Raw genomic sequence first — 24,680 nt, 5'->3', positions numbered from 1 at the left:
GACGAAACATGAAGCCCGTCATCTTCGGCCTGTCCGGCCCCGTCCTCACCCCCGCCGAACGCGCGTTCTTCGCCGAGTGCGAGCCCGCCGGCTATATCCTGTTCAAGCGCAACATCGTCGATCGCCACCAAGTCCGTGCGCTGACGGACTCGCTCCGCGCGCTGGCCGGACGCCAGGACCTGGCGATCCTGATCGACCAGGAGGGCGGCCGCGTCGCGCGAATGGGACCGCCCGAATGGCCAGCATTCCCGGCCGGCCCGGTGTTCGACGCAGCCTATGAACGCGCGCCAATGACCGCGATCCAGGCCGCGCGGGCGAATGCGCAGGCGCTGGGCGTCATGCTCAGCGAGGTCGGGATCACCGTCGACTGCCTGCCGCTGCTCGACGTTTCGCAGTCGGACACTACGGAGGCCGTCGCCTCACGCACGTTCGGCTCCGACCCGATGCGCGTCGCAGCCCTCGGCCGTGCAACGCTGGAGGGGCTGGCGGAAGGCGGCGTGGTCGGCGTGGTCAAGCACATGCCAGGCCACGGCCGAGCGCGCGTAGACACGCACCATCACCTCCCGACCGTTACCGCGTCCGATGCCGAACTTGAGATCGATCTTGAACCGTTCCGCACGCTCAACCAAGCGCCGATGGGCATGACCTCGCATATCGTCTTCGACGCCTGGGATGCGGATCGCCCCGCGACGCTCTCGCTGATCGTGATCGACGAGATCATCCGTCGACGGATCGGCTTCGACGGCCTGCTGATGACCGACGATATCGACATGAAGGCGCTGTCCGGCACCGCTGGCGACAAGGCGGCGGGCGCGATTGCCGCTGGGTGCGATCTGGTGCTCGATTGCTGGGCGCGGATGGACGAGATGGTCGAGATCGCCGGGCGGCTGGGGGAAATCTCGGAAGCTTCGCGCGAGAGGCTCGATCGGGCAATGAAGTCGGTCGGCTCGGCCAAGGGTGAGTTTGCAGAACTGATCGCGACGCGGGACGCGCTGTTGGCGCGCGCCTAGGCCGGTTTGGTACACGTAGCGCGCGTCTTTTCTTGCACCTCCCCGGCGAAGGCCGGGGTCCAATTGGAGAGGTCGCAGCAACGGCGCGCGATCCCTAGTTACCACCGTCCCCCAATTGGGCCCCGGCCTCCGCCGGGGTGGTATTGATGGAGTGGATACTTCCGTTCGTCCTGAGTAGCGGCTGAGCTTGTCGAAGCGGCGTATCGAAGGCCAGGTTGGCACGCAGAACCTGTGCTTCGATACACGCCTTCGATACGGCTCTGACGAGCCTATTCAGTCGCTACTCAGCACGAACGGTTGAGGGGGAGCGCCTAAAATCAAGGGTGAGGTGCTGCAAAACTAACAGCCCCCCGCGATCACCCCAACCCCCGAGCCCGCTCATCCCCGCGCAACGTCAGCACCTCGACCCCGCCGCGCGTCACCGACACCGTATGCTCGAACTGCGCCGAGAGCTTGCCGTCGTCGGTCACCACGGTCCATCCGTCATCCTCGGTCGACACCTTGCGCGTCCCCTGGTTGATCATCGGCTCGATCGTGAAGACCATCCCCTCGCGCAGCGTCATGCCGGTCCCGGCACGCCCGAAATTGAGCACCTGCGGCTCCTCGTGCATCTCGCGGCCGATGCCGTGGCCACAATAGTCGCGCACCACCGCATAACCGTGCTTCTTCGCGTGCCGCTCGATCGCGAAGTCGATATCGCCGAGATGAGCGCCCGCCCGGACCTGCCGGATACCCTGCCACATCGCCTCCTGCGCGACCCGCACGAGGCGCTTCGCGGCGGGCGGAACGGTGCCTACCATGTACGTCTTGCTCGAATCGGCGATGAACCCGTTCTTCTCCAGCGTGATGTCCAGATTGACGATGTCGCCGTCGCGTAGGATGTCGCGTGGGTTCGGCACGCCGTGGCAGACGACGTGGTTGATCGAGCTGTTCAGGACGTATTCGAAGCCATATTGCCCCTTGCTCGCGGGCCGGGCGGCGAGGTCGTTAGTGATGAAGCGGTCGACCATGTCGTTGACCTGCAACGTCGACAGCCCCGCCAGATCCTGCACGTCGAGCATCTCGAACACCGACGCCAGCAACGCGCCCGACACGCGCATCAGCGCCAGTTCGGCCGGCGTCTTCACCATCTCAGGCTGCCGTTTTGTCGGCGACGCGGACCGACGCGGCGGCGAGTTGCGCAGTGACGATATCATTGAACGACAGCGTCGGGTTGGCCTCGGCGAGCATGCCGATCTTCATCCAGAACTCCGCCTGCGCGTTGATCGAACGGCACAGCACCTGGCTCGCCCGCCGCGCATCCTCGTGCAGCGCATCGTCGATCTTCACGATACCCATGCAAACCTCACATTCACCCTGACCATATGAAACGTGTACGGTTCATATGGTCGAGCGTCAATCGTAGAGGGTGGATGCCCGGCAGCGTGCGCTGTAGCGTCCGGCGATGGACGACGTGCAACTGACCCTGGATCTCGACGGATGGGAGGGGCCGCTCGATCTGCTGCTATCACTCGCGCGCGGGCAGAAGGTCGATCTGCGAAAGATCTCGATCCTCGCGCTGGTCGAGCAGTATCTGGCGTACGTCGACTCCGCCCGCGCGCTGAAGCTCGAACTCGCCGCCGATTATCTCGTGATGGCCGCGTGGCTGGCGTATCTGAAATCCGCACTGCTCCTGCCACGCGACCCGCTCGCCGAGCCCGACCCGGAGGAACTCGCGCTGCGGCTCCAACTGCGGCTCGAACGCCTGAGTGCGATGCGCGAGGCCGGTGCGCGGCTGATGGCGCGCGATCGCACCGGGCGCGACGTGTTCCTGCGCGGCGCGCCCGAGGGATTGCGGACGGTGCGCAAGGCCGCGTGGCAGGCGGAGATCTTCGACCTGATCGCCGCGTACGGCCGCATTTCCGCGCGGACGCGGCCAGTGATGCATGTCGTCGCCGACCGCGAGGTGATGACGCTGGAGGCGGCGCTCGAGCGCGTGTCGATGCTGGTCGGCGAGCGGAACGACTGGAGTGTGATCGAAAGCTTCCTCCCCGAAGCGGGCGAGCGTCTCCGGCGGTCGGCGCTGGCATCGAGCTTCGTCGCGGCACTCGAACTCGCGCGACAGGGCAAGATCGAATTGCGCCAGGCGTCACCCTTCGCGCCGCTGTATCTGAGAGCCCGCGCGTGACCCCACCCGACGACTTCGCGCGCGCCGTCGAGGCGGTGCTGTTCGCGGCCGAGACACCGCTGACGCTCGATGCGATTCGCGCGCATGTCGGCAACGGTGACGTCCGAGCGGCGCTCGACCAACTGGCCACCGACTATGCCGGCCGCGGCATCGGCATCGTCCGACGCGGCGAGCGCTGGCAGTTCCAGACCGCACCGGACATGGCGCACATGCTCCGCCGCGACCGCGAGGAACCGCGCAAGCTCAGCCGCGCAGGGATCGAGACGCTGGCGATCATCGCCTACCACGAGCCCGTGACCCGCGCGGAAATCGAGGCGATTCGCGGGGTGCAGATCTCGAAGGGGACGCTCGACGTCCTGATGGAGGCTGGCTGGGTGAAGCCGGCCGGGCGGCGCGAAGTGCCGGGGCGCCCGCTGATGTTCGCGACCACGCCGGCATTCCTTGTCCATTTCGGCCTCCAGAGCCGCCGCGACCTGCCCGGGATCGACGATCTGCGCGCCGCGGGACTGCTCGACCCGGTCGATCTGGCGTTCGATCGCTTGGACGGTGACGGCGATGGTGACCGCGACGCGGACGCCGATGGCGAGATGGCTGGCAATGAGACGGGATGAGGCTTAGATAGGGTCCAGTTTCCAGGAGAATTGCCATGGGCGGTTTCAGCCCGATTCACTTGCTAGTCCTCGCGGTCGTCGCGATCCTCCTTCTCGGCGGTGGCCGATTCTCGAACCTGATGGGCGACGTCGCCAAGGGCGTGAAGAACTTCAAGAAGGGCATGTCCGAGAACGACGACGAGACGCCGGCCAAGCCATCGGCACGGATCGAAGCGCAGAAGACTGCCGATCCCGCGTTCGATCGCGACGGCAATCGCGTCCGCGACGACCGTCCTGCCTGAAGCCGGCAGAGTTGACGACCCTAGATAGGCGCGGCTGAATGTTCGATATCGCGCCCTCCGAGTTTCTGCTCGTGGCCTTCGTCGCGCTCGTCGTGATCGGTCCGAGGGATCTGCCCAAGGCGATGCGCGTGGTCGGCTATTGGGTCGGCAAGGCGCGCGGCGTCGCGCGGCAGTTTCGCTCGGGCTTCGATTCGATGGTCCGGGAGGCCGAACTCGAAGAGATGGAAAAGCGCTGGGCGTCGGAAAACGAACGCATCATGCGCGAGCATCCGCAGACGGGAACGGACACTACGGCCGATACCGCGCAGGTCGTGCATTCGCCGGAGACGGAAGAGCATCGGCGCGATTATCGGTCCCTCGACCACGCGGATGATCACACGGACGAGCCGGTGATGGTCGAGAAGCCGGTCGTCGCCCCCGCCGCGCCCGTTGATACTTCGGGTCACGATGCCGGTCAGGGCGATCGGCCTGGCATGGCCGCGCTTTCGCCGGATCGCGCTCCGGACCTGCTCGATACGCAGACGCCGCCGCCGGTTGCCGCGCCAAAAGCGATCGACGACAAGACCGGCAAGTCCGACGTCGCGTCGTCGTGATCGCCATCAACCTCCGCGCCCCCGGGGCGGCTGAAAGCATGACATGAGCGAGATCGACGCCAGCCGGGCACCGTTGCTCGACCATCTGATCGAGTTGCGGCGGCGGTTGCTCTACTGCATCGCCGCGCTGGTCGTGACGTTCGCGATCGCGATGTATTTCGCCGAGGATATCTTCGGCTTCCTGGTCCACCCGCTGCTCGCGGCGGGGCAGAACAAGGTGATCTACACCGAGATATTCGAGGCGTTCTTCGTCCAGATCAAGGTGGCGTTCTTCGCGGCGATGATGCTGTCGTTCCCGGTGATCGCGAACCAACTCTGGCAGTTCGTCGCGCCCGGGCTCTACAAGAAGGAGAAGCGCGCGCTCCTGCCATTCATCCTCGCGACCCCGGTGCTGTTCCTGACCGGCGCGGCGATGGCGTACTACGTCGCGATCCCGATGGCGTTGCATTTCCTGCTCGGCTTCGACGGGATGGTCGGCGGCATCCACCGCGAGGCGCTGCCCGGAATCGGCAATTACCTGTCGTTCACGATGCAGTTCCTGTTCGGCTTCGGCATATCGTTCCTGCTGCCGGTGCTGTTGATGCTGCTCGAGCGGGCGGGCATCGTCACGCGCAAGCAGCTGATCGGCGCGCGGCGTTATGCGATCGTCGCGGCGTTCGCGATCGCCGCAGTGCTGACGCCGCCGGATATCGGATCGCAGCTGCTGCTCGCGATCCCGCTCGTCATCCTGTACGAAATGGCGCTGATCGGCATCTGGTTCACCGAGCGCAGCCGCGCCAAGGCGCAGGCGACGGACGGTGAGGACGAGACCGAAGCTGGTACCGATATCGTCGAGCGCTGATACGAAAACGGGGCCCGGTGCATGTGCACCGGGCCCCGCATTGCACTAAGCGTGAAGGCTTACTTGGCGTTGTCTGCGGTCTTCGCGACGGTCTTGCCAGCCGAAGCCACGTCCTTGCCCGCACCCTCGACGGTGTTGCAGGCCGATACCATCAAAGCGCTAGCCACGATCGCCAGTCCAACCAACTTACGCATAATACTTCCTCCAAGGGCTTGAATGCCACCGGAGATGCAATGTTCGGGCGGGAATTTCGTTCCGGCGGCGAAACTCGGCAACGCAGTGCTTTGGATAAATTAAAGGCCCGACAGCATCACCGGGGGGGGAGGGTGATGCGGCCGGGCCTGTGTTCGGGATAGCGAGAGCGGGGGGGCATATATTCGCTATCCGAATTATCAAACGGTGGTCGCGGCACTCGGTTCCCAGTTTTTCCGAATTTTATCCTACGAACCGGAAATTCCGGGTTCGCTCAGTCGCGACCGGTGACCGCGAAGGCGATCTCGTACGCGCCGACCAATGGATCGTGATGGAGCGGCGAGCGCAACTGGCGCGAAAGACCCTCCATGACACGCCCATAGCGCGAGACCGACTCGCGCAGCGCATCGCTCTCGACCAAGGCGCGCGACACGACGCGCAGCAGTCCGCGGTCGGGTTTGTCGGCGATCTTTTCGGCGGGTTTCACGACGATCCTGATCTGCGCGACCGGATCGCAACTGATCGCCAGCTCGATCATTTCGGTGACGAGGAACGCGATCGCGACGGCGACATCCTGGTTGACGAGATACGGGTCGATATCGAGCGTGATGCCGAGGCCGTGCGACCGTTCGGACGCGGTCGCGCGGATGTTGGCCGACAATTCGCCGATCATCGTACGCAGGTTGAGCCCGCGATTTTCCTCGAGCTCGGCGAAATGATTGCGGTGCACCACCGCCAGCGCATCGACGCGGCGCTGGATCGAGGAATAGGCCGCGGTCGCATCCGCGCTGGGGGCGCTGCGCGCGTGGAAATTGATGAGGCTGGAGATCACCTGAAGGTTGTTCTTGACCCGGTGATGCACTTCGCGCGTCAGCTTGGTCTGTCTGACCAGCCCCTCGGCGAGCCCCGCTTCGTGCAACGCGACCGTTCGGCTGATCGACTGGAACGTCTCGCCGAGTTCACGGATTTCCTGCGCGGGCAGCGTGCTGACGACGCCGAAATCGAGTTCCTCGCCGGGCGTGAACGCCGCGACCGCGCCGCGCAGCCGCCGCAACGGCCGGATCAGCAGTCGGTCGACCACGAACCACGCGATGCTGGCGGCTGCGAGCCACATCAGCAGCGGCAATAGCATCGCGACGATCAGCGACGACGTGACCGGCGCGCTGCGGACGCTGGTGCGCAGTGCGAGGCCTGCGACGCCGAGGTCGGTACGGGTCGTCTCCATGCGATCGAGCGGCCGTTCGTCGGGGATGGTTTCGAGGTGGAGCGCTTCTTCGTCGAGGACGATCGCGCTGCTGACCGCCGAGGCGCGCGTCGACGGCGTCGCAATCTTTTCGAGGAACGCGCGGGGGAAATAGGCGCGTGCGGAAGTGCCGCCGCGTCGGCCGGACGTGGGACCGGAGATCGCCAACAGCAGCCCGGTGTCCGGCACGATCGCCGCCGAGATCGGCATGTCGTCGCGTCGCAACGTCACCGGGTTGGGCAGCGCGACGCCGCACAGCACGTGGCCAGCGCGGTCGGTGATGATGAATCGGGTCCCGGCCGAGGACTGCTGTGCGAAGACGCCCTGCGCGCGTGCGCAACTCGGTGCGTCGGCGGGATCGTTGCCGAGCGCGTTCACGGCGACGCGGAGCGCCGTCATGTCGCCCACCAGCTCGATCGCGATGGCACGCGCGCTTTCGTTGGCGGTGACACGCAGCCGTGCCCGCGCTTCCTGATCGGCCAGCCGCGTGGTCTGCAACGTCGCGAAAACCGCGATCAACGCCAGCGGCAGTAGTGCCGCACTGAGGATGAGGAAGAGTTTTGCACCGGTCGGCAGCCGCCGCATCGTTGCAAACAGTCGATGTTCGGGGAGTTCTGCGAGCGGCGATCGCTCGTCGGACAAATCGATCGGCGAGGCCATCCGGCCCGTCGTCAGTCTAGCTTGCCGAGAAGATCGAGCAGATCGTCCGGAATCGTCTCATCGACAGTTTTCTGGTAGACCGAGCGCAAGGCCGACCCCATTTGCTGATCCTTGTTGGGGATAGCCTTCGGGATCTTGGCAGACGAAGTCTTCTCCGTGTCGTGGCCCAAACTCAAAACTTCCCCCTGCACGACGCATACCGATGGTGTGGTTGCGAGCATGGCACGATCCCTGACACAGGTCGCCTACTCACAAAAAGCTGTTCGTGAAACCAAATAGCATCTCGATAGTTCCGTGTCCGAGCGAAATTTCCCCGGCTCCGTACAACGTTGTCATATTTTAAGACGATCGGGCGACGGATCCGGGCCATTTTCGACCAACGCCATTGTAATGCTGCGAGCCGCCCGACACATGAGGGGCCGCATAGGATCAGGGAGTATTCGTTACCCATGTCGCTTGGACAGCAACTCGCACCGCACCTTCCCTTTTTGCGGCGCTATGGCCGGGCACTGACCGGTAGCCAGATGCATGGCGACAAGTACGTTCGCGCCACGCTCGAGGCCATCGTCGCAGCCCCCGAGGAGTTTCCTCGCGATGTCGATCCCCGCCTCGGCCTGTACCGGATGTTCCAGGCGATCTGGAATTCCGCGAATTTCGACGAGGTTGCCGACGACGGTGTCGATGAAGCCAAGGGTCATGAAGCCGTCGCGCGTGCGCGTCTGGCCCGCATGACCCCGTTGTCGCGGCAGGCCCTGTTGCTGACCGCGATGGAGGGTTTCACGCCCGAGGATGCCGCGTATCTGATCGAAGTCGAGCCGAGCGAAGTCGACGATCTCGTCGCCGATGCGCTGTCCGAAATCGAGAACCAGACCCGCGCGAAGGTCCTGATCATCGAAGACGAACCGATCATCGCGATGGATATCGAGACGATCGTGCGTGATCTCGGCCATGACGTGACGGGTGTCGCGGTTACCCGCGACGAAGCGGTCGCGTTGGCGATGGAAATGCGGCCGGGCCTCGTGCTCGCCGACATCCAGCTTGCCGACGACAGTTCGGGCATCGATGCGGTCAAGGATATCTTGGCCGAGTTCGAGGTTCCGGTGATCTTCATCACCGCGTTCCCCGAGCGCCTGCTGACCGGCGAGCGGCCCGAGCCGACCTTCCTGATCACCAAGCCGTTCCAGCGTTCGACGGTCAAGGCGGCGATCAGCCAGGCGCTGTTCTTCGATCAGGCGACCGTCCCCGCAAACTAAATCGGTTGCGTCAGGGGCAGTCAACGCCTTGATTAGGGCGTATTTATAATTCAGTATGGGTCCGTGTTCGTTACGGCTGCGGACCCAAAACTGTTCCCGGGGGTTAAACATATCATGGCTGACCCGAACGATCGTATCCACGTCAAAACCGACGACGCGCGCGCTGGGGCAACGCCTCATATGACGCGGTATATTCTGGCGATCTCCTTGGTACTGGTAATCGTGATTTTCGGTTTTCTCGTCCTTCGTTAACTTTTGTTGGGTGCGCGTTGTTGGTAATGACCACAGCGCATCCTTATGCTTGTCACGTGTCGACGGCATCGCTCCATCGGGATTGATCGGATTACCATGACCCAGCCTGCTCCACGCACCGATGTCGACGACGATATCGACGAAGTCGTCGTGCCGGTCGAGCATGTCTCGTTGTCGGATGCCGAGTTCAAGGTTCAGCTGGCGCAGGTGATCCCGCATCTTCGTGCGTTCGGCCGGTCGCTGTCGGGTAGCCGCGATCTCGCTGATGATCTGGTGCAGGAAACGCTGTTGAAGGCATGGGCGGCGCGTCTGCGGTTCCAGGCCGGCACGAACATGCGCGCGTGGACGTTCATCATCCTGCGCAACCTGTATCTGTCGCAGATGCGTCGCGCGCGCTTCAAGGGCGAATGGGACGATCTGGTTGCGGATCGTATCCTCGCGGCACCTGCGAGCCAGGATCGCCACGTTGAACTAGGCGACATGCAGCGGGCGCTGATGCACCTGCCGCAGCCGCAGCGCGAGGCGCTGATTTTGGTTGGCGCAGGCGGGTTCGCCTATGAGGAAGCCGCCGAAATCTGCGGCGTCGCGGTCGGAACCATCAAGAGCCGTGTCGCGCGGGGTCGCGTAGCGTTGGAGACGATCCTCAACGACGGATCGCTGCCGTCACGTCGCGATCATGAGACCGATACGACCAAGACCGCGCTGGATTCGATCATGGGTGACGTCGAGGAACTCAGCCGCGGTCGGTGATCACTGCCGATCGACAGGTGTCGTCAGTGCAGGCGGCTAGGAACGGCGTCCAGTCTGTGTAGTAACTCCGTGAAGTCTGACGGCGTCCCGTTCGGTTCATCGAATGCGCCGCGCAACGCATAACCGATCACGTCGGTGACCCGCGGACGGTACACGGTCTGCCGGCCGTCCTCTTCGCGCTTGATCGTGTGAAATGCATAAGACATGGCCTGATAACGGCCAAAAGTGCTTTTTGTTGCTTTGTAGTTACAGGCTGTCGCCGCGGTCTGTATCATTCCGACATGGCCGAAACATTCTCCGACCCTACGCGCGCTGGGCGTCCCGCTCCCGCTGATCGTATCATCGACGCGACGAGCCGTGCCCGACACTGGTCGCCGTTCCTGTCGATGGTGCTGGACCGCGAGCCGGTCCTGGCGACGGCGCTTGGTGAAGGGCGGCTCGATTTGTCGCTGTCGAGCGCCGAACCCGATATGCCGACCGCCAAGCGATTGCGGCTCGAACGTCGCGCGATGGCCTTGACGGTCGCGGTCGGCGATCTGGCAGGCGTCCTCGATCTGACTGCGGTGACGGGCGCGCTTACCAGGTTCGCGGACCATGCGCTCGATACCGCGATCCGCGCCGCGATCGAAGAGCGCACCCCCGGCGCCGAGGTCCGCGGTTTCACCGCGATCGCGCTGGGCAAGCAGGGGAGCGGCGAACTCAACTACTCGTCGGATATCGATCCGATCCTGCTGTTCGATCCTGCCACGCTGCCGTGTCGTCCCCGGGAGGAGCCCGACGAGGCGGCGGTGCGGATCGGCAAGCGCGTCGTCGAACTGCTGCAGGCGCGCGACGGCGACGGGTATGTCCTGCGCGTCGATCTGCGGCTGCGACCGTCGCCCGAGATCACGCCGATCGTCCTGCCGGTGGAGGCGGCGATCGGCTATTACGAGGCGCAGGCGCTGCCCTGGGAGCGGGCCGCATTCATTCGCGCGCGCGCCGCAGCGGGGGATATCGCGCTTGGAACGAAGTTCCTGGAGACGATCCGCCCGTTCATCTGGCGGCGCGCGCGAGATTTCGGCGCGATTCGCGAAATTCGTGGCATGTCGCGACGGATCCGCGATCACCATTCGCAGGGGCAGGCGTTCGGCCCGGGCTATGACCTCAAGCGAGGGCGCGGCGGTATTCGCGAAGCGGAGTTTTTCGCGCAGATCCACCAGCTGATCCACGGCGGACGCGATCCGGCGTTGCGGGCACCCGCAACGCGCGACGCCTTGGCGCGCCTTGCCGAGGCGGGCTGGATCGCGGATGATGAAGCGACCGCGCTGAGCGACGGCTACACGCTGCTCCGCACGATCGAGCACCGCGTGCAGATGATCGACGACCGCCAGACGCATACGTTGCCGACCGGCGATGCGCTCGACCGGGTGGCCAAGCTCCACGGCGTGCAGGATGCCGAGGCACTGCTGGCGCTGCTCCGACCGCGCGTGACCGAAACCGGGCAGATCTACGACGCGCTCGACGATACCGTGCGGCCCGCATTCTCGCACGATCCGGTCACGCTCGATGCGGATCTGACGCTGGCCGGGTACGCCGACCCGGAGGCCGCGCGGCGCCGGATCGAGGCGTGGCGTGGCGGTGCCTATCCAGCGCTGCGCAGTCCCGCGGCTCGCGAGGCGCTGGAGGCGGTGCTGCCGACGCTGGTGCCGGCGCTGGCGACCGCGCCCGAGCCGCAATCCGCGCTACTGAGGCTCGATGCGCTGCTCGAACGGCTGCCGAGCGCGATCAACATCTTCCGCCTGCTCGAGGCGCGGCCGGGGCTGGCGACCTTGCTCGCGGCGATCCTCAGCCATGCGCCGACGCTGGCGGATGATCTCGGGAGACGCCCCGGTCTGCTCGACGGACTGATCGATGCGACCGCGTTCGAGGCGGTCGGCGACGTCGCGGCGCTGGAGGCGATGATGCGCGCCGGCGATGCGGGCGCCGACTATCAGGCGCGACTCGATCATGTCCGTCGGGTGGTCGGCGAAATGCGGTTCGCGCTCGGTGCGCAGATCATCGCCGGAACGTCCGATCCGCTGGCCGTCGCAGCGGGCTATGCGCGGGTCGCGGAGGCGGCGATCGGCGTGCTCACGCAGGCGACGATCGACGAATTCGCCAAGATTCATGGCCGCGTCCTCGACAGCGAACTGGTCATCCTGGCGCTGGGTCGGATGGGCGGGGCGATGCTGACCCACGCCTCCGATCTCGACGTAATCTATCTGTTCACCGGAGATTTCTCCGCCGAGTCGGATGGTGCGAAGCCATTGGGGGCAACGCTCTACTACAACCGGCTGGCGCAACGGGTGACCGGTGCGTTGTCCGTCGCGACGGCGGCGGGGCCACTATACCAGATCGACACGCGGCTGCGGCCGTCGGGCGGGCAGGGGCCGCTGGTCGTCACGCTCGACAGCTTTGCCCGCTACCAGCGCGAGGACGCGTGGACCTGGGAGCATATGGCGCTGACCCGCGCCCGGCCGGTGTTCGGATCGGCAACCGCGCGAAAGGCGGTGGCGACGATCGTGCGCCATGTCCTCGCCGGTGACCGGCCACAGCGCGACGTGGTGGCCGATGCGCGATCGATGCGCACCGAGATGGCCGCGCACAAGCCCGCCAAGGGCCCACTCGACGCCAAGCTGTTGCCGGGCGGGCTGGTCGATCTCGAATTCGCGGTGCACGTCGTCCAGCTCGTCCACCATACCGGGTTCGACCCCAACCTCGGCGCAGCGATCGACCGGTTGATCGAGGCGAAACTGATGCCCGCGACGATGCGCGCGGCACACGATGTCCTGACCCGGCTGCTGGTGACGCTGCGGCTGGTCGCGCCCGATGCCACCGCGCCGGGGGCCGCGACCGAAGCGCTGATCGCGCGCGCGATCGGCGTGGCGGACTGGCCCGCGGCGATTGCCAAGCTCGACTCGACGCGGCAGGAGGTCCGCGAATTCTGGATGCAGCTCACGGGAGACCATGATGGATGACGGTGCGACTATCCCCGACGTGACGGTGACGATCGATGACACGGCGGTGTCGCTGGCCAGCCTCGGCGTGCCGCTCGTGGTCTATTTCTATCCAAAGGACGACACCACGGGCTGCACCACCGAGGCGAAGGACTTTTCCGCGCTTGCGGATGCGTTCGCGGCGGCTGGCGTCAGTGTCGTTGGCATCTCGAAGGACACGCCCGCCTCGCACGCGAAGTTCACCGCGAAACACGCGCTTACCGTGCGTCTGGCCAGCGATGTCGAGGGCATCGCCTGCGAGGCGTTCGGCGTGTGGGTCGAGAAGGCAATGTACGGCAAAAAGTACATGGGGATCGAGCGCGCCACCTTCCTGTTCGGCGCCGACGGCACGCTGGCCAAGGCGTGGCACAAGGTTCGCGTGCCGGGCCATGCGGAGGCCGTCTTGGCTGCCGCCCGCGCGCTCTAAAAAGACCGCGATAACCCGCGAAGATCCGCGCGTTTTTCCGGTCGTGACGTCACTGTTCCATCGACTCGCCGTACCGACGCGGCGCTCCGCCGCGCGGTGGGCCGCGTGCTATTGCTGAAATCCATTGTATCCGGCCTAAACCCATCTGTCTGACGCGCGGAGGGGCTGCGAATCAGGACCGCGTTTCGGAGCCGTCCGCTTGGGGGCGAACGGCCCTGTATTATTTTGTCGGGGACCAATGGTCGAAATTTCCGCTGCCGCTCTCGGAACGCGCCTCAAGGCGCTGTTCGCACCGCGCGATGTTCTCTTTCACAATGGTACGACGCTGCGGCGCATCCGCTTCGGCGGCAAGCGCCAGGCTGCGATTGCCGCCATCGGTGCGGTCACGCTCGGCTTTTCCGGCTATGGCGCGGCGCAGGCGGCCCATGACGCGGCTGCGGCAACCGGCGTGGTCGTTCCGCCGACCGCCGATATCAAGCTCGCCCAGATGCAGCATCAGATCGGGCAGATGCGCCAGCGCGTCGCGACGATCCGCGAAACCGCCGAGGCACACGCCAAGCGTATCGAACAGCGTCAGGCGCTGATCACCGCCGCACTGACCGGTAGCGGCGATGCCAAGGCGCTGTCGCTCGCGACGCCGTCGATCGATCCCGCTGCCGACAAGCTCGCCGCCGAAATCGTCAAGCCGCTGGTCAAGCTCGAGGGACGCCAGGTCAAGCTGGCAAGCGTCGCGCAGGACCTGCTCGACCAGCGCTATGCCGAGACGACCGCGACCGTGCGCAAGCTCGGGCTGCGCCCCGAACGGATCGCCAAGCGGTCGCGCGGAGCCAGATCGGCAACGGCGATGGGCGGTCCGATGATCGCCGCCAACAGCGAGGAAGCTTCCGCCGATCTTCGTGCCGACGCGCAGTTCCGCACGCTGTTCCAGACCTGGAAGAAGCTCGACACGTTGCAGCAGGGCGCGATCGCGATCCCGTCGGTCCAGCCGGTGCATGCGCTGTCGTTCACCAGCAATTTCGGCATCCGCTCCGACCCGTTCCGCGGCACCGCGGCGATGCACGCCGGCGTCGACATCCCCGGCCCGATCGGCACGCCGATCTACGCGACCGCCGACGGCATCATCGCGCACGCGGGTCGCCAGGGCGGCTATGGCAACATGGTCGAGATCAACCACGGCAAGGGCATCGCGACGCGCTACGGCCATCTCTCAAAGATCCTCGTTGCGGACAATGCGCGCGTGACGCGCGGCCAACTGATCGCGCTGATGGGTTCAACCGGACGTTCGACCGGCTCGCACCTCCATTATGAGGTCCGGATCGACGGTCATGCGGTGAACCCGGTACCCTTCCTGACGACCGCCGACTATTTGCTGGCGGCGCAAGATCGCTCGGTGAATGCCATCCCTGTGTCGACCACCGGCCCCGCCGCGCAGGACTGATCCGACTTCTGTTGCTGCCTCGCTTTCGCGGCGCCAGGAGAATTTTGGCAAAACGCGCAGCACGGATCTGACCTCTTTTCGCCCGCCTCCCTGAAAGGGAGGGGTCGGCTTCCGCATGCCTTGATCGTGGTGGCTAAAGCGGGCCTACCCACCCCCGACCCCTCCCTTCCAGGGAGGGGGGAAGCAGCCGATGAAAAAACACACGGCAGTTTGAGCCACACCCCCGTCATCCCGGCGAAAGCCGGGACCTCGATCCGCGGGGACGGACTCACCGCATGAGATCCCAGCGTTCGCCGGGATGACGGTAAGGTGCCCTACGCCCCGAGGTTGCCGCGGGTAGCGCGACCGCCTATCTCTCAGCCATGGCAACGCTGGCACCCGATATCATCCTCACCCCCTCCGCAGCGGCGCGCGTCGCGGCGATCGCCGTCAAGCAAGGGAAGCCCGCGATCCTGCGTCTGTCGGTCGATGGTGGCGGCTGTTCGGGGTTCCAGTACAAGTTTGGGTTCGCCGATTCGGTCGAATCCGACGACGTGATCGCCGAGCATGACGGCGTCCGCCTCGTCGTCGACAGCGTCAGCATCGATCTCGTCCGCGGGTGCGCGGTCGATTACATCGAATCGCTCGCCGGCGCCGCGTTCAAGGTCGAGAATCCCAATGCCGCGTCGGGTTGCGGCTGCGGCTCCAGCTTCTCCGTCTGACACTGCCATGAAAATTGTCACGTACAACGTCAACGGCATCAAGGCGCGGTTGCCGCGGCTGATCGAGTATCTCGTCGAAGAACAGCCCGACATCGTCTGCCTCCAGGAGCTGAAGTCGAGCGACGACACCTTCCCGATCGCCGACATCGAGGCGGTCGGGTACGGCGCGGTCTGGCACGGGCAAAAGGCCTGGAACGGCGTCGCGATCCTCGCGAAGAGCGGCACGCCCGTCGTGCGCCAGCGGGGACTCGAAGGCGAACCCGAGGACGAGCACAGCCGCTACATCGAGGCCGAGGTCGACGGCCTGATCGTCGCCGCACTCTATCTGCCGAACGGCAACCCGCAACCTGGTCCCAAGTTCGACTATAAACTGCGCTGGATGGACCGCCTTGCTGCACGCGCGCGCGTCCTGCTGGACGAAGAGAAGCCAGCCGTTCTTGCTGGCGACTACAACGTGATCGCCAATGACGACGACACCTATTCGGTCCGCGCGATGCAGGACGACGCGCTGATGCAGCCCGAAAGCCGCGAGCATTATCGCGCGCTCGTCGCACAAGGCTGGACCGATGCGCTTCGCACGCAATTCCCCAAGGGCGGCGTCTGGACGTTCTGGGACTATCAGGCGGGGGCGTGGCAGCGCGACGCCGGGTTCAGGATCGATCATCTGCTGCTGAGTCCGCAGGCGGCGGACCGGATGATCGATGCAGGCGTCGACAAGGCGTATCGCGGTCGGGAAAAGGCCAGCGATCATGCACCAACCTGGGTTCGGTTGCGCTAGCAATCCCTATCGCCGACGCGCATGACGCTCCGAACAGGGGAGGGTTTGCGTTGAGAAAGTTTGGGATAAGGGCCGTTTGCTGGACGGTGGCAGCGATGGTCGGCGCCGCGCCGGCATTCGCGCAGGATGATCCGACATTCTGCCCGAACCGGCCCAGTCTGGGATCGTCCGCCTGCATCACCGCGCCGGGGCATGTTCAGCTCGAACTGTCCGCGCTCGACTGGCAGCGCGACGACACTTCGGACAAGCGCGAGGACACCATCCTCGCGGGCGATTTCGAGGCCCGGTTCGGCGTTGCCAAGGCTACCGAGCTTCAGCTGTCGTGGGCACCGGTCGGCCGCGTGCGGACGCGCGACAAGGCGACTGGCCTGATCGATACGACGACGGGAATCGGTGACGTCCGTCTCGGGCTACGGCAGAATTTTAGGAATCCCGACGGCAAGGGTCTGTCGTTCGGCGCGGAACCGTTCGTGACGCTGCCGGTCGGTCGCGATCCCGTCGGCGCGGGCGACTGGGGGGCGGGTATCGTCCTGCCGGTCACGTACGAGGTGAGCGAAAAGGTCCAGTTGTCCTTCACCGGCGAGGGCGACGCGGCGGTCGACGACGACGGCGACGGGCGGCATCTAGCGTATAGCGGCATCGTCGGCGTCGGTTATTCGCTGACCGAGACGGTAACCGCGACCGCCGAACTGTTCGTGCTGAGGGACGATGATCCGATGGGGCACCACACGGAGACGGCGACCGCCGGATCGGTCGCGTGGCAACCGCGCAAGAATCTGCAGCTTCACATGCTCGCTGTGGCCGGGTTGAACCACGATACGCCGGATGTACGGGTCGTAAGCGGCGGGGCGGTGTTGTTCTAAGCCAGCCTCGATTTCGCGGATTGCCCGATCACGCTTGACTTGATCTGTGTCAGGCCGTCCCTTCGGTTTCGATGCTCGCGAGCCTGACCTTCCTGCTCCAGTCGGTGGCCGGGCCACCGGTACCGCGCGAGTTGCGCAAACCGACTCCGCGCGTCGCGATGCCGTGCCCGGTCACTCAGCCGGGCGAGGAGATCGTCGTCTGCGCGCGTCCGACCGATCAGCGGATCGCTCCACTACCCGCACCGAGCCGGCCACTGCGCGGCGAGCCGCTTTCGTTCCGGCTACCCGGTGGCGGACGGGGTAACGTGCATATGATCCGAACCGAACTGCCGGGTGCGAGCGGGCAGGGCGCGGCAGTCACGCTGAAGATCCCGTTCGGCAAGGGCAAGCGCGACTAGATTATCCGCTTGCGCAATTCGCCTGCGCGACCGCGGCGGATGGACTTCGAGCCGTCCTCAATTCTGCTCCCCTCCCTGGAAGGGAGGGGGCGGGGGTGGGTCGGCTTCCGCATCACCGGACGTCGGCGGCACAAGCCGACCGACCCACCCCCAGCCCCTCCCTTCCAGGGAGGGGAGAGATTGCCGATTGCCAGCGCCATTTCCGGGAAGGGCGAAGATAGCCGGCCCCGCCTCGCAAGCGCACCTAGAGCGTCTTTTCGTACACCTGGTACACCTTGTTGACGCGGCTCTCGATCGTTTCGGCGATCGAGCGCATCCCCTGGTTGTCGTCGAGGATCCAGCCGATCTCGCCGCGCACCGCACCGTAATGCTCGACCGAGGCGCGGCGGATATATTCGATCATCATGAAGGCGAGCTGGCTGGCAAGCCGCGACGCCTGGAGTTCCTTGACCACGCCCATCAGCGGCACGCGTACCGTTTTTGCCTTGGGTTTGCGCAACCACAGCAGCAGTTTTGCCCAGCCGAACGGCAACAGGCTGCCGTTGAGCGGCTTGATCGCTTCGTTCAGGTCGGGGAGCGTGATCATGAACGCGGCGGGCTTGCCGTCGACCTCGGCGATCCGGATCAGGTCGTTGTAGACGATCGGCTTCAGCTTGACGCCGACATCCTTGACCTCGGGCGGGGTGAGCGGGACGAAGCCCCAATTGTCCTTCCACGCGTCGTTGAGGATCGCCAGGATGATCGCCGCCTCTTCCGCGAACTTGGTCTTGTCGACCTTGCGGATGACGATCCTCGGGTTCTTCTCGCCCGACTTGATGATGCGCTGGACGATCGGCGGGAACTGCTTCGTGATATCGACTTCATAGGTCAGCAACTGCTTGATCGGGCGATACTGCGCCCATTCGATCCAGCCGCGATATTCGGGCTTGGCATGCCCCATCATGATCGTCGGCGCGTGGTCGTAACCGTCGATCAGCAGGCCGGGCTCCTCCCAGATCGACATGCTGATCGGTCCGACCGCGCGCGTCATGCCCTGGTCGCGGAGCCATTGCTCGGCACGATCGAGCAGCGCCTGGAAGACGTCCTGCCGCTCGGCCTCCATCAGACCCCATTGGCCGACACCGGGCCCGAAACCCTGCTCGGGCGGCATCGTCAGCGCGAGCGTGTCGATATGCGCCGAGATGCGGCCGACCACGCGACCGTCCTCCTCGGCCAGGAACAACTGCGCCTTGGCATGGCTGAACCAGCCGTTCTTCTCGGGCGTGATCAGGCCGAGCGCCTCGGACTTCAGCGGCGGCACCCAGTGGGGATCGTCGGCATAGAGGCGGAACGGCAGATCGATGAAGATCTTGCGATCCTTCCTGGTCTCGACCGGTCGAATGGTAAGCTTGGCCATGTGTCGTTCCTGTGTGCCTGTCGCGCGTGTCTAACCAGCCGCGTCGACAAAGGCGAGCGACTCGCATGATGTCCGGGGCGCGTCCGAGAAACGTTCCGAAGGGGTCCGGGATCGGCCATCGCCGCATCCGGTCACGGTGATCGCCTTTCCCGCGGAACTGGTGCATTCCCGGTGACTGTAAATGCCACGCTGCGGCCACTATGTTCGGACAATGGATACGCCCATGGACACTTCGCTCAGCCTGCCTCGTGGCACGGCCGCTCAAGCCTCGCCGGTTGCGGCGGTCAGCACCGTACGGATCGCCGATGACAAGGCGATGCTGCGCGCTGCCGCCGATCTCACCCGCGACCTCGTGAAGCCGCGACCCGCGGTCTATTGGGCCGATCTGATCGGCTCGGTCGTCATCGGCTATGGTGCGCTGGTGGTGGCGGCGACGTCTGGATCGACCGCGGTCGCGATCGTCGCCGGGGTCGTGGCGATGCTCGGCTTGTACCGCGGTCTGAGCTTCATCCACGAAGTCAGCCACATGAAGCACGCCGCGGTGCCGAACTTCCGGCTCGGCTGGAACATCCTGGTCGGCGTGCCGCTGCTCACCCCGTCGTTCATGTACGAAGGCGTCCACAACCTCCACCACGCCAAGACGCGGTACGGGACGGTCGAGGATCCTGAATATCTTCCGCTCGCGCTGATGAAACCGTGGACGCTGCCGCTGTTCATCGTCGTGTCGGCGCTGGCCCCGATCGCACTGCTGTTCCGCTATGCGGTGCTGTCGCCTCTGTCGCTGCTGTCGCCCAAGCTGCGGACGATGGTGGTGGAGCGTTACTCGGCACTCGCGATCAACCCGCAGTTTCGCCGCCGCAGCCCCGAGGGGGACGCGAAGGCGTATTGGAACCGGCTCGAGGTCGGTGCGAGCGTCTGGGCGCTGACCTTGATCGGCCTCACCGTTAGCGGCGTGCTGCCATTGCGCGCGTTCCTGACCTTCCTGGGCGTGGCATCGGCGGCGGCGGTGATCAATCAGGTCCGGACGCTGGTCGCGCATCTGTGGGAGAACGACGGCGAAGTGATGACGGTCACCGCGCAGTATCTCGACACGGTCAACGTGCCGCCGCCTGCGTTGCTGCCGGCTCTGTGGGCGCCGGTGGGGCTGCGCTACCATGCGTTGCACCATCTGCTGCCGGGCCTGCCGTATCACGCCCTGGGCGAGGCGCATCGGCGGATTTCGGCGGAGCTCGATGCGATGTCGCCGTATCACAAGGCGAGCTATCCGGGGCTGCCGGGTCTGGTGAGCAAGATCGCGCGGAGCACGATGACCCGCCGCTAACGCTCTATCGTCAGATAACTGAGAAGGAGAGGGATCGCGGTGTCATGTCGCGGTCCCTTTTTTTATTCCTCGGAGCGGATGAGGACGGCTTCGCCGATCAGGAAGAACAGCAGGAACGGCGCCCAGGCGGCGAGGAAGGGCGGGTAGACGCCGAGATTGCCCATCGCGAGCGCGAAGTTGTCGGCGACGAAGAACGCGAAACCGAGGCCCATGCCGATGACCGCGCGGACGAACAGCTTACCCGACCGGGCGATCCCGAATGCCGCGACCGCGCCGAGCAGCGGCATCAGGACGGCGGACAACGGTCCCGAAAGCTTGTGCCAGAGCGATCCTTCGAGGCCCTTGGTCGGCCGTCCGGCATCGGACAGATCGCCGATCGCGGACTTCAACGCGCCGAACGACAGCCCGTCCGCATCGACCGAGGCCAGGGTGAACTGATCGGGACGCACGTCCTTGGCGACCACGACCGAACCGAGGTTGGTCACGGTGCCATGCGCCACCTCGAACCGCGTCGCCGGCCCTACCAGCCAGCCATTGGCGACGCGCCGGCCATGATCCGCCCGCAAGATAGCGACCAGATTGCCGCCGGTGCGATCGTACAGCGTAATCCCGCCGAGCCGCGTCGCGGTTCCGCGTCCGCGGATCTGCGCGACTTCGATCAGATCGTCGCCGTCGCGCACCCAGACGTTCGCCCGGTCGCCGCGATCGATCGGCAGCTTGCCGTAATTGACCTTCTGCCACTGGTTGAGAGTCGCGGTCGCGCGCGCGACGACGTGATCGCTGAACACGAAGCTGATCACCGCCACGCCCAGGCTGGCGACGAGAAGCGGTGCGAGCACCTGGTGCGCGGACAGGCCGGAGCCCTTCAGCGCGACGATCTCGCTGTTCTGGTTCATCGTGATCAGCGTCAGGATCGTCCCGAGCAGCACCGAGAACGGCAGGAACCGCGCGATGATCTGCGGGATGCGCAGCGACACGTAATGCCAGATCTGCGCATCGCCATTGCCGGGGAAGGCGAGGATGTCGCCGGACTCGCTCAGCAGATCGAGCGCCTGCAACACGAGCACCAGCGCGGCAAGGACGGCGAACGTCCGGAGCAGGAACATCCGCCCCATGTAGATCGCGACCGTACGCGACGGGAAGAAGCTGACGAGTTTCATGCGACGCTGGCCTTGCGGCGTCCGGGCATACGCTTGGCGATGGCCTTGAAGGACTTGGAGAAGACGCGTTCGAGCGCGCCGATCGGCTGACCGCCGGGAACGTAGGCGATCGTGTAATACATCCACAGGACGAGGCCGGCGAAGATCGTGAACGGGACCCACAGCGCGACGATCGGATCGATCCGCCCAAGCTCGCCGACGTCCGCGGCATACTGGTTCACCTTGTGATAGGTGACGATCATCACGATCGAGAGGAAGACGCCGAGCGCCGATGTCGATCGCTTCGGCGGCACGCCCAGCGCCAACGCGAGCAGCGGCAGCAGGAACATCGAGGCGACCTCCGCCAACCGGAAATGGAATTCCGAGCGGCTGCCTTCGCGTTGTTCGAGCGTGGCGCCGCGTTGGCCCTGCCGCGCGAGTTCGGGCAGCGTATATTCCAGATTGCGACCACCCCGCACGCGGAAGCTCTCGAATTTGGGAAGATTGATCGGCAGGTCATGGCTGCTGAAGGTCAGCACGCGGGGCGTCTTGAACTCGGGCCGATTGTGGATCAGCGTTCCGTTCGCCAAGCGGAAGATGATCACGTTGGGATCGTCGGTCGCGAGGAACTTGCCGCGCTCCGCGGTGACGCCCAGCCAGTCGCCATTCTGGCTCTGGGCGTGGACGAAGATGCCCGACAGCTCGCGGCCCTTGTCCTTGCTCTCCTCGATCCGCAGCGTCATGCGGTCGCCCAATTGGGTGAACTCGCCGACCTTGATCGACGCCCCCAGCGCGCCGGTCCGCAGTTCGAACCGCAGACCCTCGTAATAATAGCGTGCGATCGGCTGGACATAGCCGACGATCGCCAGGTTCAGCAGCGCCAGTGCCATGGTATACATGTACGGCACGCGCAGCAGCCGATTGTAGCTCATGCCGACGCCGCGCAGGACGTCGAGTTCCGACGAGGTCGCGAGCCGGCGGAACGCGAGCAGGATGCCAAGCATCAGCCCGATCGGAATCCCCAGCCCGAGATATTCCGGCAGCAGGTTCGCGAGCATCCGCCAGACGACGCTGATCGGGCCGCCCTGCGTCGCGACGAAGTTGAACAGGCCCAACATGCGATCGAGCACGAACAGCATGACGGCGATCAGCAGCGTCGACAAAAGCGGCACTGCGATCAGCCGGGCCATGTAGCGGTCGATGGATTTCATGCGGAATTGGGGCTCGGGCTGCTGGGCTGGCGATGGTCAGGCGGGGTATAGGCGGGCGCACGCTAGGCGTCATCCTCAATCGCACCGTGCCGGCGGCGCGCTACGAGGCATTATTCGGCGGCGATCAAGTCGCTTGCGCTCGGTCGATCGGATGCCATCGCGGTCGCGACGGCGCGTTCCAGCCCGGTCAGCGTAAAGGGTTTGCGCAACACATCGTGGCCGCCGAACTGCGCGACATTCACCTCTCCCGCGAACCCGGTCACGAACAGGACGGCGATGTGCGGGTAGAGCGGGCTCAGCGCCGCGATCATCTCGGGGCCGGTCTGGCGCGGCATCAGCACGTCGGAGATGATCAGATCGATCGCCCCGTTCGCGGCGAGCAATGCGGGCGCGGCCAGCGGATCGTCGCAGGGGATCGCGTGGTAACCGAGTTCCTCCAGTGCATCGATCGTTGCCGCGAGAACGCGGGGATCGTCCTCGACGACGAGAATTTCGCGCTGGGTGGGCGGTGCCGGCGGGGCGGTGGCAGCGGCGGCTGTAGCAGTGCCGGCGGGCAGAAGCTCGAGGGGTGAGCCCGGCAAGGCCACGACGTCCGCGGTTCGCGGCAGGTACAGCGTCACCGCGGTACCCTCGCCGGGCTCGGAAGCGATCGCGACCGCCCCGTGCAGCTGCTGGACCAGCGCGAAAATCTGACTGAGGCCAAGCCCGGTACCCTTGCCGACCGCCTTGGTTGTGAAGAAGGGCTCGAACACGCGATCGGCGACGTCCGGCGTCATGCCGCAGCCATCGTCGGCGACGGTGATCGTGACGTGCTCGCCGGCCGCGCATTCGCCGATCTGCTGCGCTTCCAGCATGGCGCTTCCCGTGACGATGGTCAGTGTGCCGCGGCCGTTCATCGCGTCGCGCGCGTTGACTGCCAAGTTGAGGACCGCGTTCTCCAGCTGGACCCGGTCGCCGCGAATGCAGCAATCGGTCGCATCGTTCCGCGTCACCAGCGTGATCGCATCGCCCAACGTGCGGTCGAGCAGGTCGGACATTTCGGCGACCAACGCGGCGGCATCGATCGTCTCGGGTTTCAGCGCGTCTTCCCGGCTGAACGCCAGCAGTCGGCGAGTGAGCGCCGCCGCCCGGTTGGCACCCTCGGTAGCGCTGTCGATATGCCGCCGCGTGGTGGCCGGATCGCTCGCCAGGTTGCGGCGCGCGAGTTCGAGCCCGCCGAGCACCACCGCCAGCATATTGTTGAAATCATGCGCGATGCCGCCGGTGAGCTGGCCGACCGCCTCCATCTTCTGGACCTGGCGAAGCTTGGCCTCCTGCATGCGCAGCTCGGCGGTCGCCACGGCGACGGCGGCGGTCAGCTCGTCGGCACGCTCGCGCTCCAGTTCGGCGTCCGCCAGCGCGGTCGCGCGTTCGCCGACGGCGCGGATCGTCAGCCAGCCGAGCATGATCGCGCCCAGCACGATCAGCACGCCGAAGACGGCGAGCACGCCTGCGACCCAGCTGGAGCGCTCGACCGATCCCATCGCCGCGGCGGTGCGGTCGTCGAGCAGCCCGCGCTCCCCTGCGATCAGCGTGTCGAGCGTCGTGTTGATCTCGGCGAGCGTGGGTGATTTTCGCGACTGATAATAGCGCGCGAGCGCCTGGCCGTTCTTGCCGTAGCTCGTGTTGAGCGCGGTCATCGACAACTCCTGGCCGCGCGAATCATAGGCAGCGCGGAGCCGGTCGACGCGCGACTGCTGCTCGGGATTGTCATTGGTGATCCGGTCGAGCCGGTCGATCTGCGTGCCCGCCAGCAGCCATTCGTCGAAATAGAGCTGACCGAGCTGCTTGTCGCCGCTGATGACGTAGCGTCCGAGCGACGCTTCGGACTGCGCGATCGTGCCCGACAGCGTGCGGGCGAGTATCATCACATCATAACTGTGCGCCTGAAGCTCGAGCGCGCGGTCGCGCTGGCGGTTGGCGTTGCCGAGAGTCACGATGAGCGCGACGAGCACCGCAGCGCCGAGCAGACCCATCGCGACGAGCATGGCTACGCGCCACCTTTCCCCGCCCCGCTGGGCCGCAGTCTCGACCTCGTCATGGTTCACGACCGGCATCCTAACGCGTCGTTGCCAACGCGCAATGACTCGGAGGACCGGTGC

Annotated in this window: 26 protein-coding genes; 16 read left to right on the top strand and 10 right to left on the bottom strand. The window is 65.5% G+C overall.

Annotated features, from left to right (window positions below; translation table 11 throughout):
- Positions 1 to 8 precede the first annotated feature (8 nt).
- Positions 9 to 1,010: a glycoside hydrolase family 3 N-terminal domain-containing protein gene (locus C8J43_RS00505; protein WP_133029331.1), complete on the top strand. Its 1,002-nt coding sequence runs from the start codon at positions 9 to 11 to the stop codon at positions 1,008 to 1,010.
- Between the two features lie 356 nt (positions 1,011 to 1,366).
- Here the strand turns inward: C8J43_RS00505 and map are convergent, their stop codons facing one another.
- Together map and C8J43_RS00495 are read right to left on the bottom strand one after the other, a co-directional pair.
- A complete protein-coding gene (map, locus tag C8J43_RS00500) occupies positions 1,367 to 2,140 on the bottom strand; it encodes a type I methionyl aminopeptidase (protein ID WP_133029330.1) in 774 nt (257 codons plus the stop codon).
- A gap of 1 nt (position 2,141) precedes the next feature.
- A complete protein-coding gene (locus C8J43_RS00495) occupies positions 2,142 to 2,348 on the bottom strand; it encodes a ParD-like family protein (RefSeq protein WP_056055789.1) in 207 nt (68 codons plus the stop codon).
- A 106-nt stretch (positions 2,349 to 2,454) separates the two neighbouring features.
- Here C8J43_RS00495 and C8J43_RS00490 point away from each other — a divergent pair, with 106 nt between their 5' ends.
- From C8J43_RS00490 to tatC, 5 genes are read left to right on the top strand one after another with little or no spacing between them, the layout of a single operon-like run.
- Positions 2,455 to 3,177 (top strand): ScpA family protein, encoded by a 723-nt coding sequence (locus C8J43_RS00490; RefSeq protein ID WP_133029329.1) that lies wholly within the window; start codon positions 2,455 to 2,457, stop codon positions 3,175 to 3,177.
- Positions 3,174 to 3,788 carry an SMC-Scp complex subunit ScpB gene (scpB, locus tag C8J43_RS00485; RefSeq protein WP_133029328.1) on the top strand — a complete coding sequence of 205 codons (615 nt, stop codon included), beginning with the start codon at positions 3,174 to 3,176 and terminating at the stop codon, positions 3,786 to 3,788. The genes C8J43_RS00490 and scpB overlap by 4 nt, the downstream gene beginning before the upstream one ends.
- 35 nt (positions 3,789 to 3,823) lie before the next feature.
- On the top strand, positions 3,824 to 4,069 hold the full coding sequence (locus tag C8J43_RS00480) for a Sec-independent protein translocase subunit TatA (protein WP_056055794.1): 246 nt from the start codon (positions 3,824 to 3,826) through the stop codon (positions 4,067 to 4,069).
- A 38-nt stretch (positions 4,070 to 4,107) separates the two neighbouring features.
- On the top strand, positions 4,108 to 4,662 hold the full coding sequence (tatB, locus tag C8J43_RS00475) for a Sec-independent protein translocase protein TatB (RefSeq protein WP_133029327.1): 555 nt from the start codon (positions 4,108 to 4,110) through the stop codon (positions 4,660 to 4,662).
- Positions 4,663 to 4,705: 43 nt separating this feature from the next.
- On the top strand, positions 4,706 to 5,503 hold the full coding sequence (gene tatC, locus C8J43_RS00470) for a twin-arginine translocase subunit TatC (RefSeq protein WP_133029326.1): 798 nt from the start codon (positions 4,706 to 4,708) through the stop codon (positions 5,501 to 5,503).
- 59 nt (positions 5,504 to 5,562) lie between these two features.
- Here tatC and C8J43_RS00465 read toward each other — a convergent pair whose 3' ends face one another.
- From C8J43_RS00465 to C8J43_RS00455, 3 genes are all read right to left on the bottom strand, one after another.
- Positions 5,563 to 5,697 (bottom strand): entericidin A/B family lipoprotein, encoded by a 135-nt coding sequence (locus C8J43_RS00465; protein WP_056055798.1) that lies wholly within the window; start codon positions 5,695 to 5,697, stop codon positions 5,563 to 5,565.
- 272 nt (positions 5,698 to 5,969) lie between these two features.
- Positions 5,970 to 7,523 (bottom strand): histidine kinase dimerization/phosphoacceptor domain -containing protein, encoded by a 1,554-nt coding sequence (locus tag C8J43_RS00460; RefSeq protein WP_056056072.1) that lies wholly within the window; start codon positions 7,521 to 7,523, stop codon positions 5,970 to 5,972.
- Between the two features lie 86 nt (positions 7,524 to 7,609).
- Positions 7,610 to 7,819, bottom strand: coding sequence for a NepR family anti-sigma factor (locus C8J43_RS00455; RefSeq protein ID WP_056055800.1), 210 nt, complete (start codon positions 7,817 to 7,819; stop codon positions 7,610 to 7,612).
- A gap of 228 nt (positions 7,820 to 8,047) precedes the next feature.
- Between C8J43_RS00455 and C8J43_RS00450 the strand changes: the two genes are divergently transcribed.
- Together C8J43_RS00450 and C8J43_RS00445 are read left to right on the top strand one after the other, a co-directional pair.
- A complete protein-coding gene (locus tag C8J43_RS00450; RefSeq protein ID WP_133029325.1) occupies positions 8,048 to 8,851 on the top strand; it encodes a response regulator in 804 nt (267 codons plus the stop codon).
- A gap of 348 nt (positions 8,852 to 9,199) precedes the next feature.
- Positions 9,200 to 9,853, top strand: a complete 654-nt coding sequence (locus C8J43_RS00445) for a sigma-70 family RNA polymerase sigma factor (RefSeq protein WP_056055804.1) — start codon at positions 9,200 to 9,202, stop codon at positions 9,851 to 9,853.
- Positions 9,854 to 9,876: 23 nt separating this feature from the next.
- Here C8J43_RS00445 and C8J43_RS00440 read toward each other — a convergent pair whose 3' ends face one another.
- Positions 9,877 to 10,128, bottom strand: a complete 252-nt coding sequence (locus C8J43_RS00440; protein WP_133029324.1) for a hypothetical protein — start codon at positions 10,126 to 10,128, stop codon at positions 9,877 to 9,879.
- Between the two features lie 6 nt (positions 10,129 to 10,134).
- Between C8J43_RS00440 and C8J43_RS00435 the strand changes: the two genes are divergently transcribed.
- From C8J43_RS00435 to C8J43_RS00405, 7 genes are all read left to right on the top strand, one after another.
- Positions 10,135 to 12,849 (top strand): bifunctional [glutamine synthetase] adenylyltransferase/[glutamine synthetase]-adenylyl-L-tyrosine phosphorylase, encoded by a 2,715-nt coding sequence (locus C8J43_RS00435; protein WP_133029323.1) that lies wholly within the window; start codon positions 10,135 to 10,137, stop codon positions 12,847 to 12,849.
- A complete protein-coding gene (locus C8J43_RS00430) occupies positions 12,839 to 13,294 on the top strand; it encodes a peroxiredoxin (protein ID WP_165899515.1) in 456 nt (151 codons plus the stop codon). Before C8J43_RS00435 ends, C8J43_RS00430 begins: the two co-directional genes overlap by 11 nt.
- Before the next feature lie 238 nt (positions 13,295 to 13,532).
- Entirely contained in the window at positions 13,533 to 14,732 is a 1,200-nt protein-coding gene (locus C8J43_RS00425) for a M23 family metallopeptidase (RefSeq protein ID WP_060527434.1), read from the top strand.
- A gap of 362 nt (positions 14,733 to 15,094) precedes the next feature.
- The gene (erpA, locus tag C8J43_RS00420; protein WP_133029321.1) at positions 15,095 to 15,433 is read left to right on the top strand and encodes an iron-sulfur cluster insertion protein ErpA; all 339 of its coding nucleotides are present in this window, start codon (positions 15,095 to 15,097) and stop codon (positions 15,431 to 15,433) included.
- 7 nt (positions 15,434 to 15,440) lie between these two features.
- Positions 15,441 to 16,211: an exodeoxyribonuclease III gene (gene xth / locus C8J43_RS00415; RefSeq protein ID WP_133029320.1), complete on the top strand. Its 771-nt coding sequence runs from the start codon at positions 15,441 to 15,443 to the stop codon at positions 16,209 to 16,211.
- Positions 16,212 to 16,306: 95 nt separating this feature from the next.
- Positions 16,307 to 17,074, top strand: coding sequence for a transporter (locus C8J43_RS00410; RefSeq protein WP_243645413.1), 768 nt, complete (start codon positions 16,307 to 16,309; stop codon positions 17,072 to 17,074).
- Positions 17,075 to 17,145: 71 nt separating this feature from the next.
- A complete protein-coding gene (locus C8J43_RS00405) occupies positions 17,146 to 17,472 on the top strand; it encodes a hypothetical protein (protein WP_133029318.1) in 327 nt (108 codons plus the stop codon).
- Between the two features lie 244 nt (positions 17,473 to 17,716).
- Here the strand turns inward: C8J43_RS00405 and C8J43_RS00400 are convergent, their stop codons facing one another.
- On the bottom strand, positions 17,717 to 18,868 hold the full coding sequence (locus C8J43_RS00400; RefSeq protein WP_133029317.1) for an N-acetyltransferase: 1,152 nt from the start codon (positions 18,866 to 18,868) through the stop codon (positions 17,717 to 17,719).
- A 223-nt stretch (positions 18,869 to 19,091) separates the two neighbouring features.
- On the opposite strand from C8J43_RS00400, the gene C8J43_RS00395 reads away from it, so the two are divergent.
- Positions 19,092 to 20,189 carry a fatty acid desaturase gene (locus C8J43_RS00395; RefSeq protein WP_133029969.1) on the top strand — a complete coding sequence of 366 codons (1,098 nt, stop codon included), beginning with the start codon at positions 19,092 to 19,094 and terminating at the stop codon, positions 20,187 to 20,189.
- A 62-nt stretch (positions 20,190 to 20,251) separates the two neighbouring features.
- On the opposite strand, the gene lptG is transcribed toward C8J43_RS00395, so the two are convergent.
- The 3 genes from lptG to C8J43_RS00380 form a co-directional block, all read right to left on the bottom strand.
- Complete coding sequence (lptG, locus tag C8J43_RS00390; RefSeq protein ID WP_056055827.1) at positions 20,252 to 21,349, bottom strand: LPS export ABC transporter permease LptG; 1,098 nt, start codon at positions 21,347 to 21,349, stop codon at positions 20,252 to 20,254.
- The gene (gene lptF, locus C8J43_RS00385) at positions 21,346 to 22,539 is read right to left on the bottom strand and encodes an LPS export ABC transporter permease LptF (protein WP_183128819.1); all 1,194 of its coding nucleotides are present in this window, start codon (positions 22,537 to 22,539) and stop codon (positions 21,346 to 21,348) included. The genes lptG and lptF overlap by 4 nt, the downstream gene beginning before the upstream one ends.
- A 110-nt stretch (positions 22,540 to 22,649) precedes the next feature.
- Positions 22,650 to 24,566, bottom strand: a complete 1,917-nt coding sequence (locus C8J43_RS00380) for an ATP-binding protein (RefSeq protein WP_133029968.1) — start codon at positions 24,564 to 24,566, stop codon at positions 22,650 to 22,652.
- Positions 24,567 to 24,680: the final 114 nt, after the last annotated feature.

The sequence above is a fragment of the Sphingomonas sp. PP-CE-1G-424 genome (genome assembly GCF_004341085.1).
In the GTDB taxonomy this organism is placed as follows: Bacteria; Pseudomonadota; Alphaproteobacteria; order Sphingomonadales; family Sphingomonadaceae; genus Sphingomonas.
This window is presented reverse-complemented; position numbering and strand designations above follow the sequence as displayed.

What these genes read in the sequence shown, in the direction of transcription:
- C8J43_RS00455 (WP_056055800.1), bottom strand. Translation starts at nt 7,819, where the DNA reads ATGCTCGCAACCACACCATCGGTATGCGTCGTGCAGGGGGAAGTTTTG.
- C8J43_RS00405 (WP_133029318.1), top strand. Translation starts at nt 17,146, where the DNA reads ATGCTCGCGAGCCTGACCTTCCTGCTCCAGTCGGTGGCCGGGCCACCG.
- lptG (WP_056055827.1), bottom strand. Translation starts at nt 21,349, where the DNA reads ATGAAACTCGTCAGCTTCTTCCCGTCGCGTACGGTCGCGATCTACATG.
- C8J43_RS00505 (WP_133029331.1), top strand. Translation starts at nt 9, where the DNA reads ATGAAGCCCGTCATCTTCGGCCTGTCCGGCCCCGTCCTCACCCCCGCC.
- map (WP_133029330.1), bottom strand. Translation starts at nt 2,140, where the DNA reads ATGGTGAAGACGCCGGCCGAACTGGCGCTGATGCGCGTGTCGGGCGCG.
- xth (WP_133029320.1), top strand. Translation starts at nt 15,441, where the DNA reads ATGAAAATTGTCACGTACAACGTCAACGGCATCAAGGCGCGGTTGCCG.
- C8J43_RS00440 (WP_133029324.1), bottom strand. Translation starts at nt 10,128, where the DNA reads ATGATACAGACCGCGGCGACAGCCTGTAACTACAAAGCAACAAAAAGC.
- lptF (WP_183128819.1), bottom strand. Translation starts at nt 22,539, where the DNA reads ATGAAATCCATCGACCGCTACATGGCCCGGCTGATCGCAGTGCCGCTT.
- C8J43_RS00465 (WP_056055798.1), bottom strand. Translation starts at nt 5,697, where the DNA reads ATGCGTAAGTTGGTTGGACTGGCGATCGTGGCTAGCGCTTTGATGGTA.
- C8J43_RS00495 (WP_056055789.1), bottom strand. Translation starts at nt 2,348, where the DNA reads ATGGGTATCGTGAAGATCGACGATGCGCTGCACGAGGATGCGCGGCGG.
- erpA (WP_133029321.1), top strand. Translation starts at nt 15,095, where the DNA reads ATGGCAACGCTGGCACCCGATATCATCCTCACCCCCTCCGCAGCGGCG.
- C8J43_RS00400 (WP_133029317.1), bottom strand. Translation starts at nt 18,868, where the DNA reads ATGGCCAAGCTTACCATTCGACCGGTCGAGACCAGGAAGGATCGCAAG.
- C8J43_RS00430 (WP_165899515.1), top strand. Translation starts at nt 12,839, where the DNA reads ATGATGGATGACGGTGCGACTATCCCCGACGTGACGGTGACGATCGAT.
- C8J43_RS00450 (WP_133029325.1), top strand. Translation starts at nt 8,048, where the DNA reads ATGTCGCTTGGACAGCAACTCGCACCGCACCTTCCCTTTTTGCGGCGC.
- C8J43_RS00460 (WP_056056072.1), bottom strand. Translation starts at nt 7,523, where the DNA reads ATGCGGCGGCTGCCGACCGGTGCAAAACTCTTCCTCATCCTCAGTGCG.
- C8J43_RS00425 (WP_060527434.1), top strand. Translation starts at nt 13,533, where the DNA reads ATGGTCGAAATTTCCGCTGCCGCTCTCGGAACGCGCCTCAAGGCGCTG.
- C8J43_RS00410 (WP_243645413.1), top strand. Translation starts at nt 16,307, where the DNA reads ATGGTCGGCGCCGCGCCGGCATTCGCGCAGGATGATCCGACATTCTGC.
- C8J43_RS00380 (WP_133029968.1), bottom strand. Translation starts at nt 24,566, where the DNA reads ATGCTCGTCGCGATGGGTCTGCTCGGCGCTGCGGTGCTCGTCGCGCTC.
- tatC (WP_133029326.1), top strand. Translation starts at nt 4,706, where the DNA reads ATGAGCGAGATCGACGCCAGCCGGGCACCGTTGCTCGACCATCTGATC.
- C8J43_RS00490 (WP_133029329.1), top strand. Translation starts at nt 2,455, where the DNA reads ATGGACGACGTGCAACTGACCCTGGATCTCGACGGATGGGAGGGGCCG.
- C8J43_RS00445 (WP_056055804.1), top strand. Translation starts at nt 9,200, where the DNA reads ATGACCCAGCCTGCTCCACGCACCGATGTCGACGACGATATCGACGAA.
- C8J43_RS00480 (WP_056055794.1), top strand. Translation starts at nt 3,824, where the DNA reads ATGGGCGGTTTCAGCCCGATTCACTTGCTAGTCCTCGCGGTCGTCGCG.
- C8J43_RS00435 (WP_133029323.1), top strand. Translation starts at nt 10,135, where the DNA reads ATGGCCGAAACATTCTCCGACCCTACGCGCGCTGGGCGTCCCGCTCCC.
- tatB (WP_133029327.1), top strand. Translation starts at nt 4,108, where the DNA reads ATGTTCGATATCGCGCCCTCCGAGTTTCTGCTCGTGGCCTTCGTCGCG.
- C8J43_RS00395 (WP_133029969.1), top strand. Translation starts at nt 19,092, where the DNA reads ATGGACACTTCGCTCAGCCTGCCTCGTGGCACGGCCGCTCAAGCCTCG.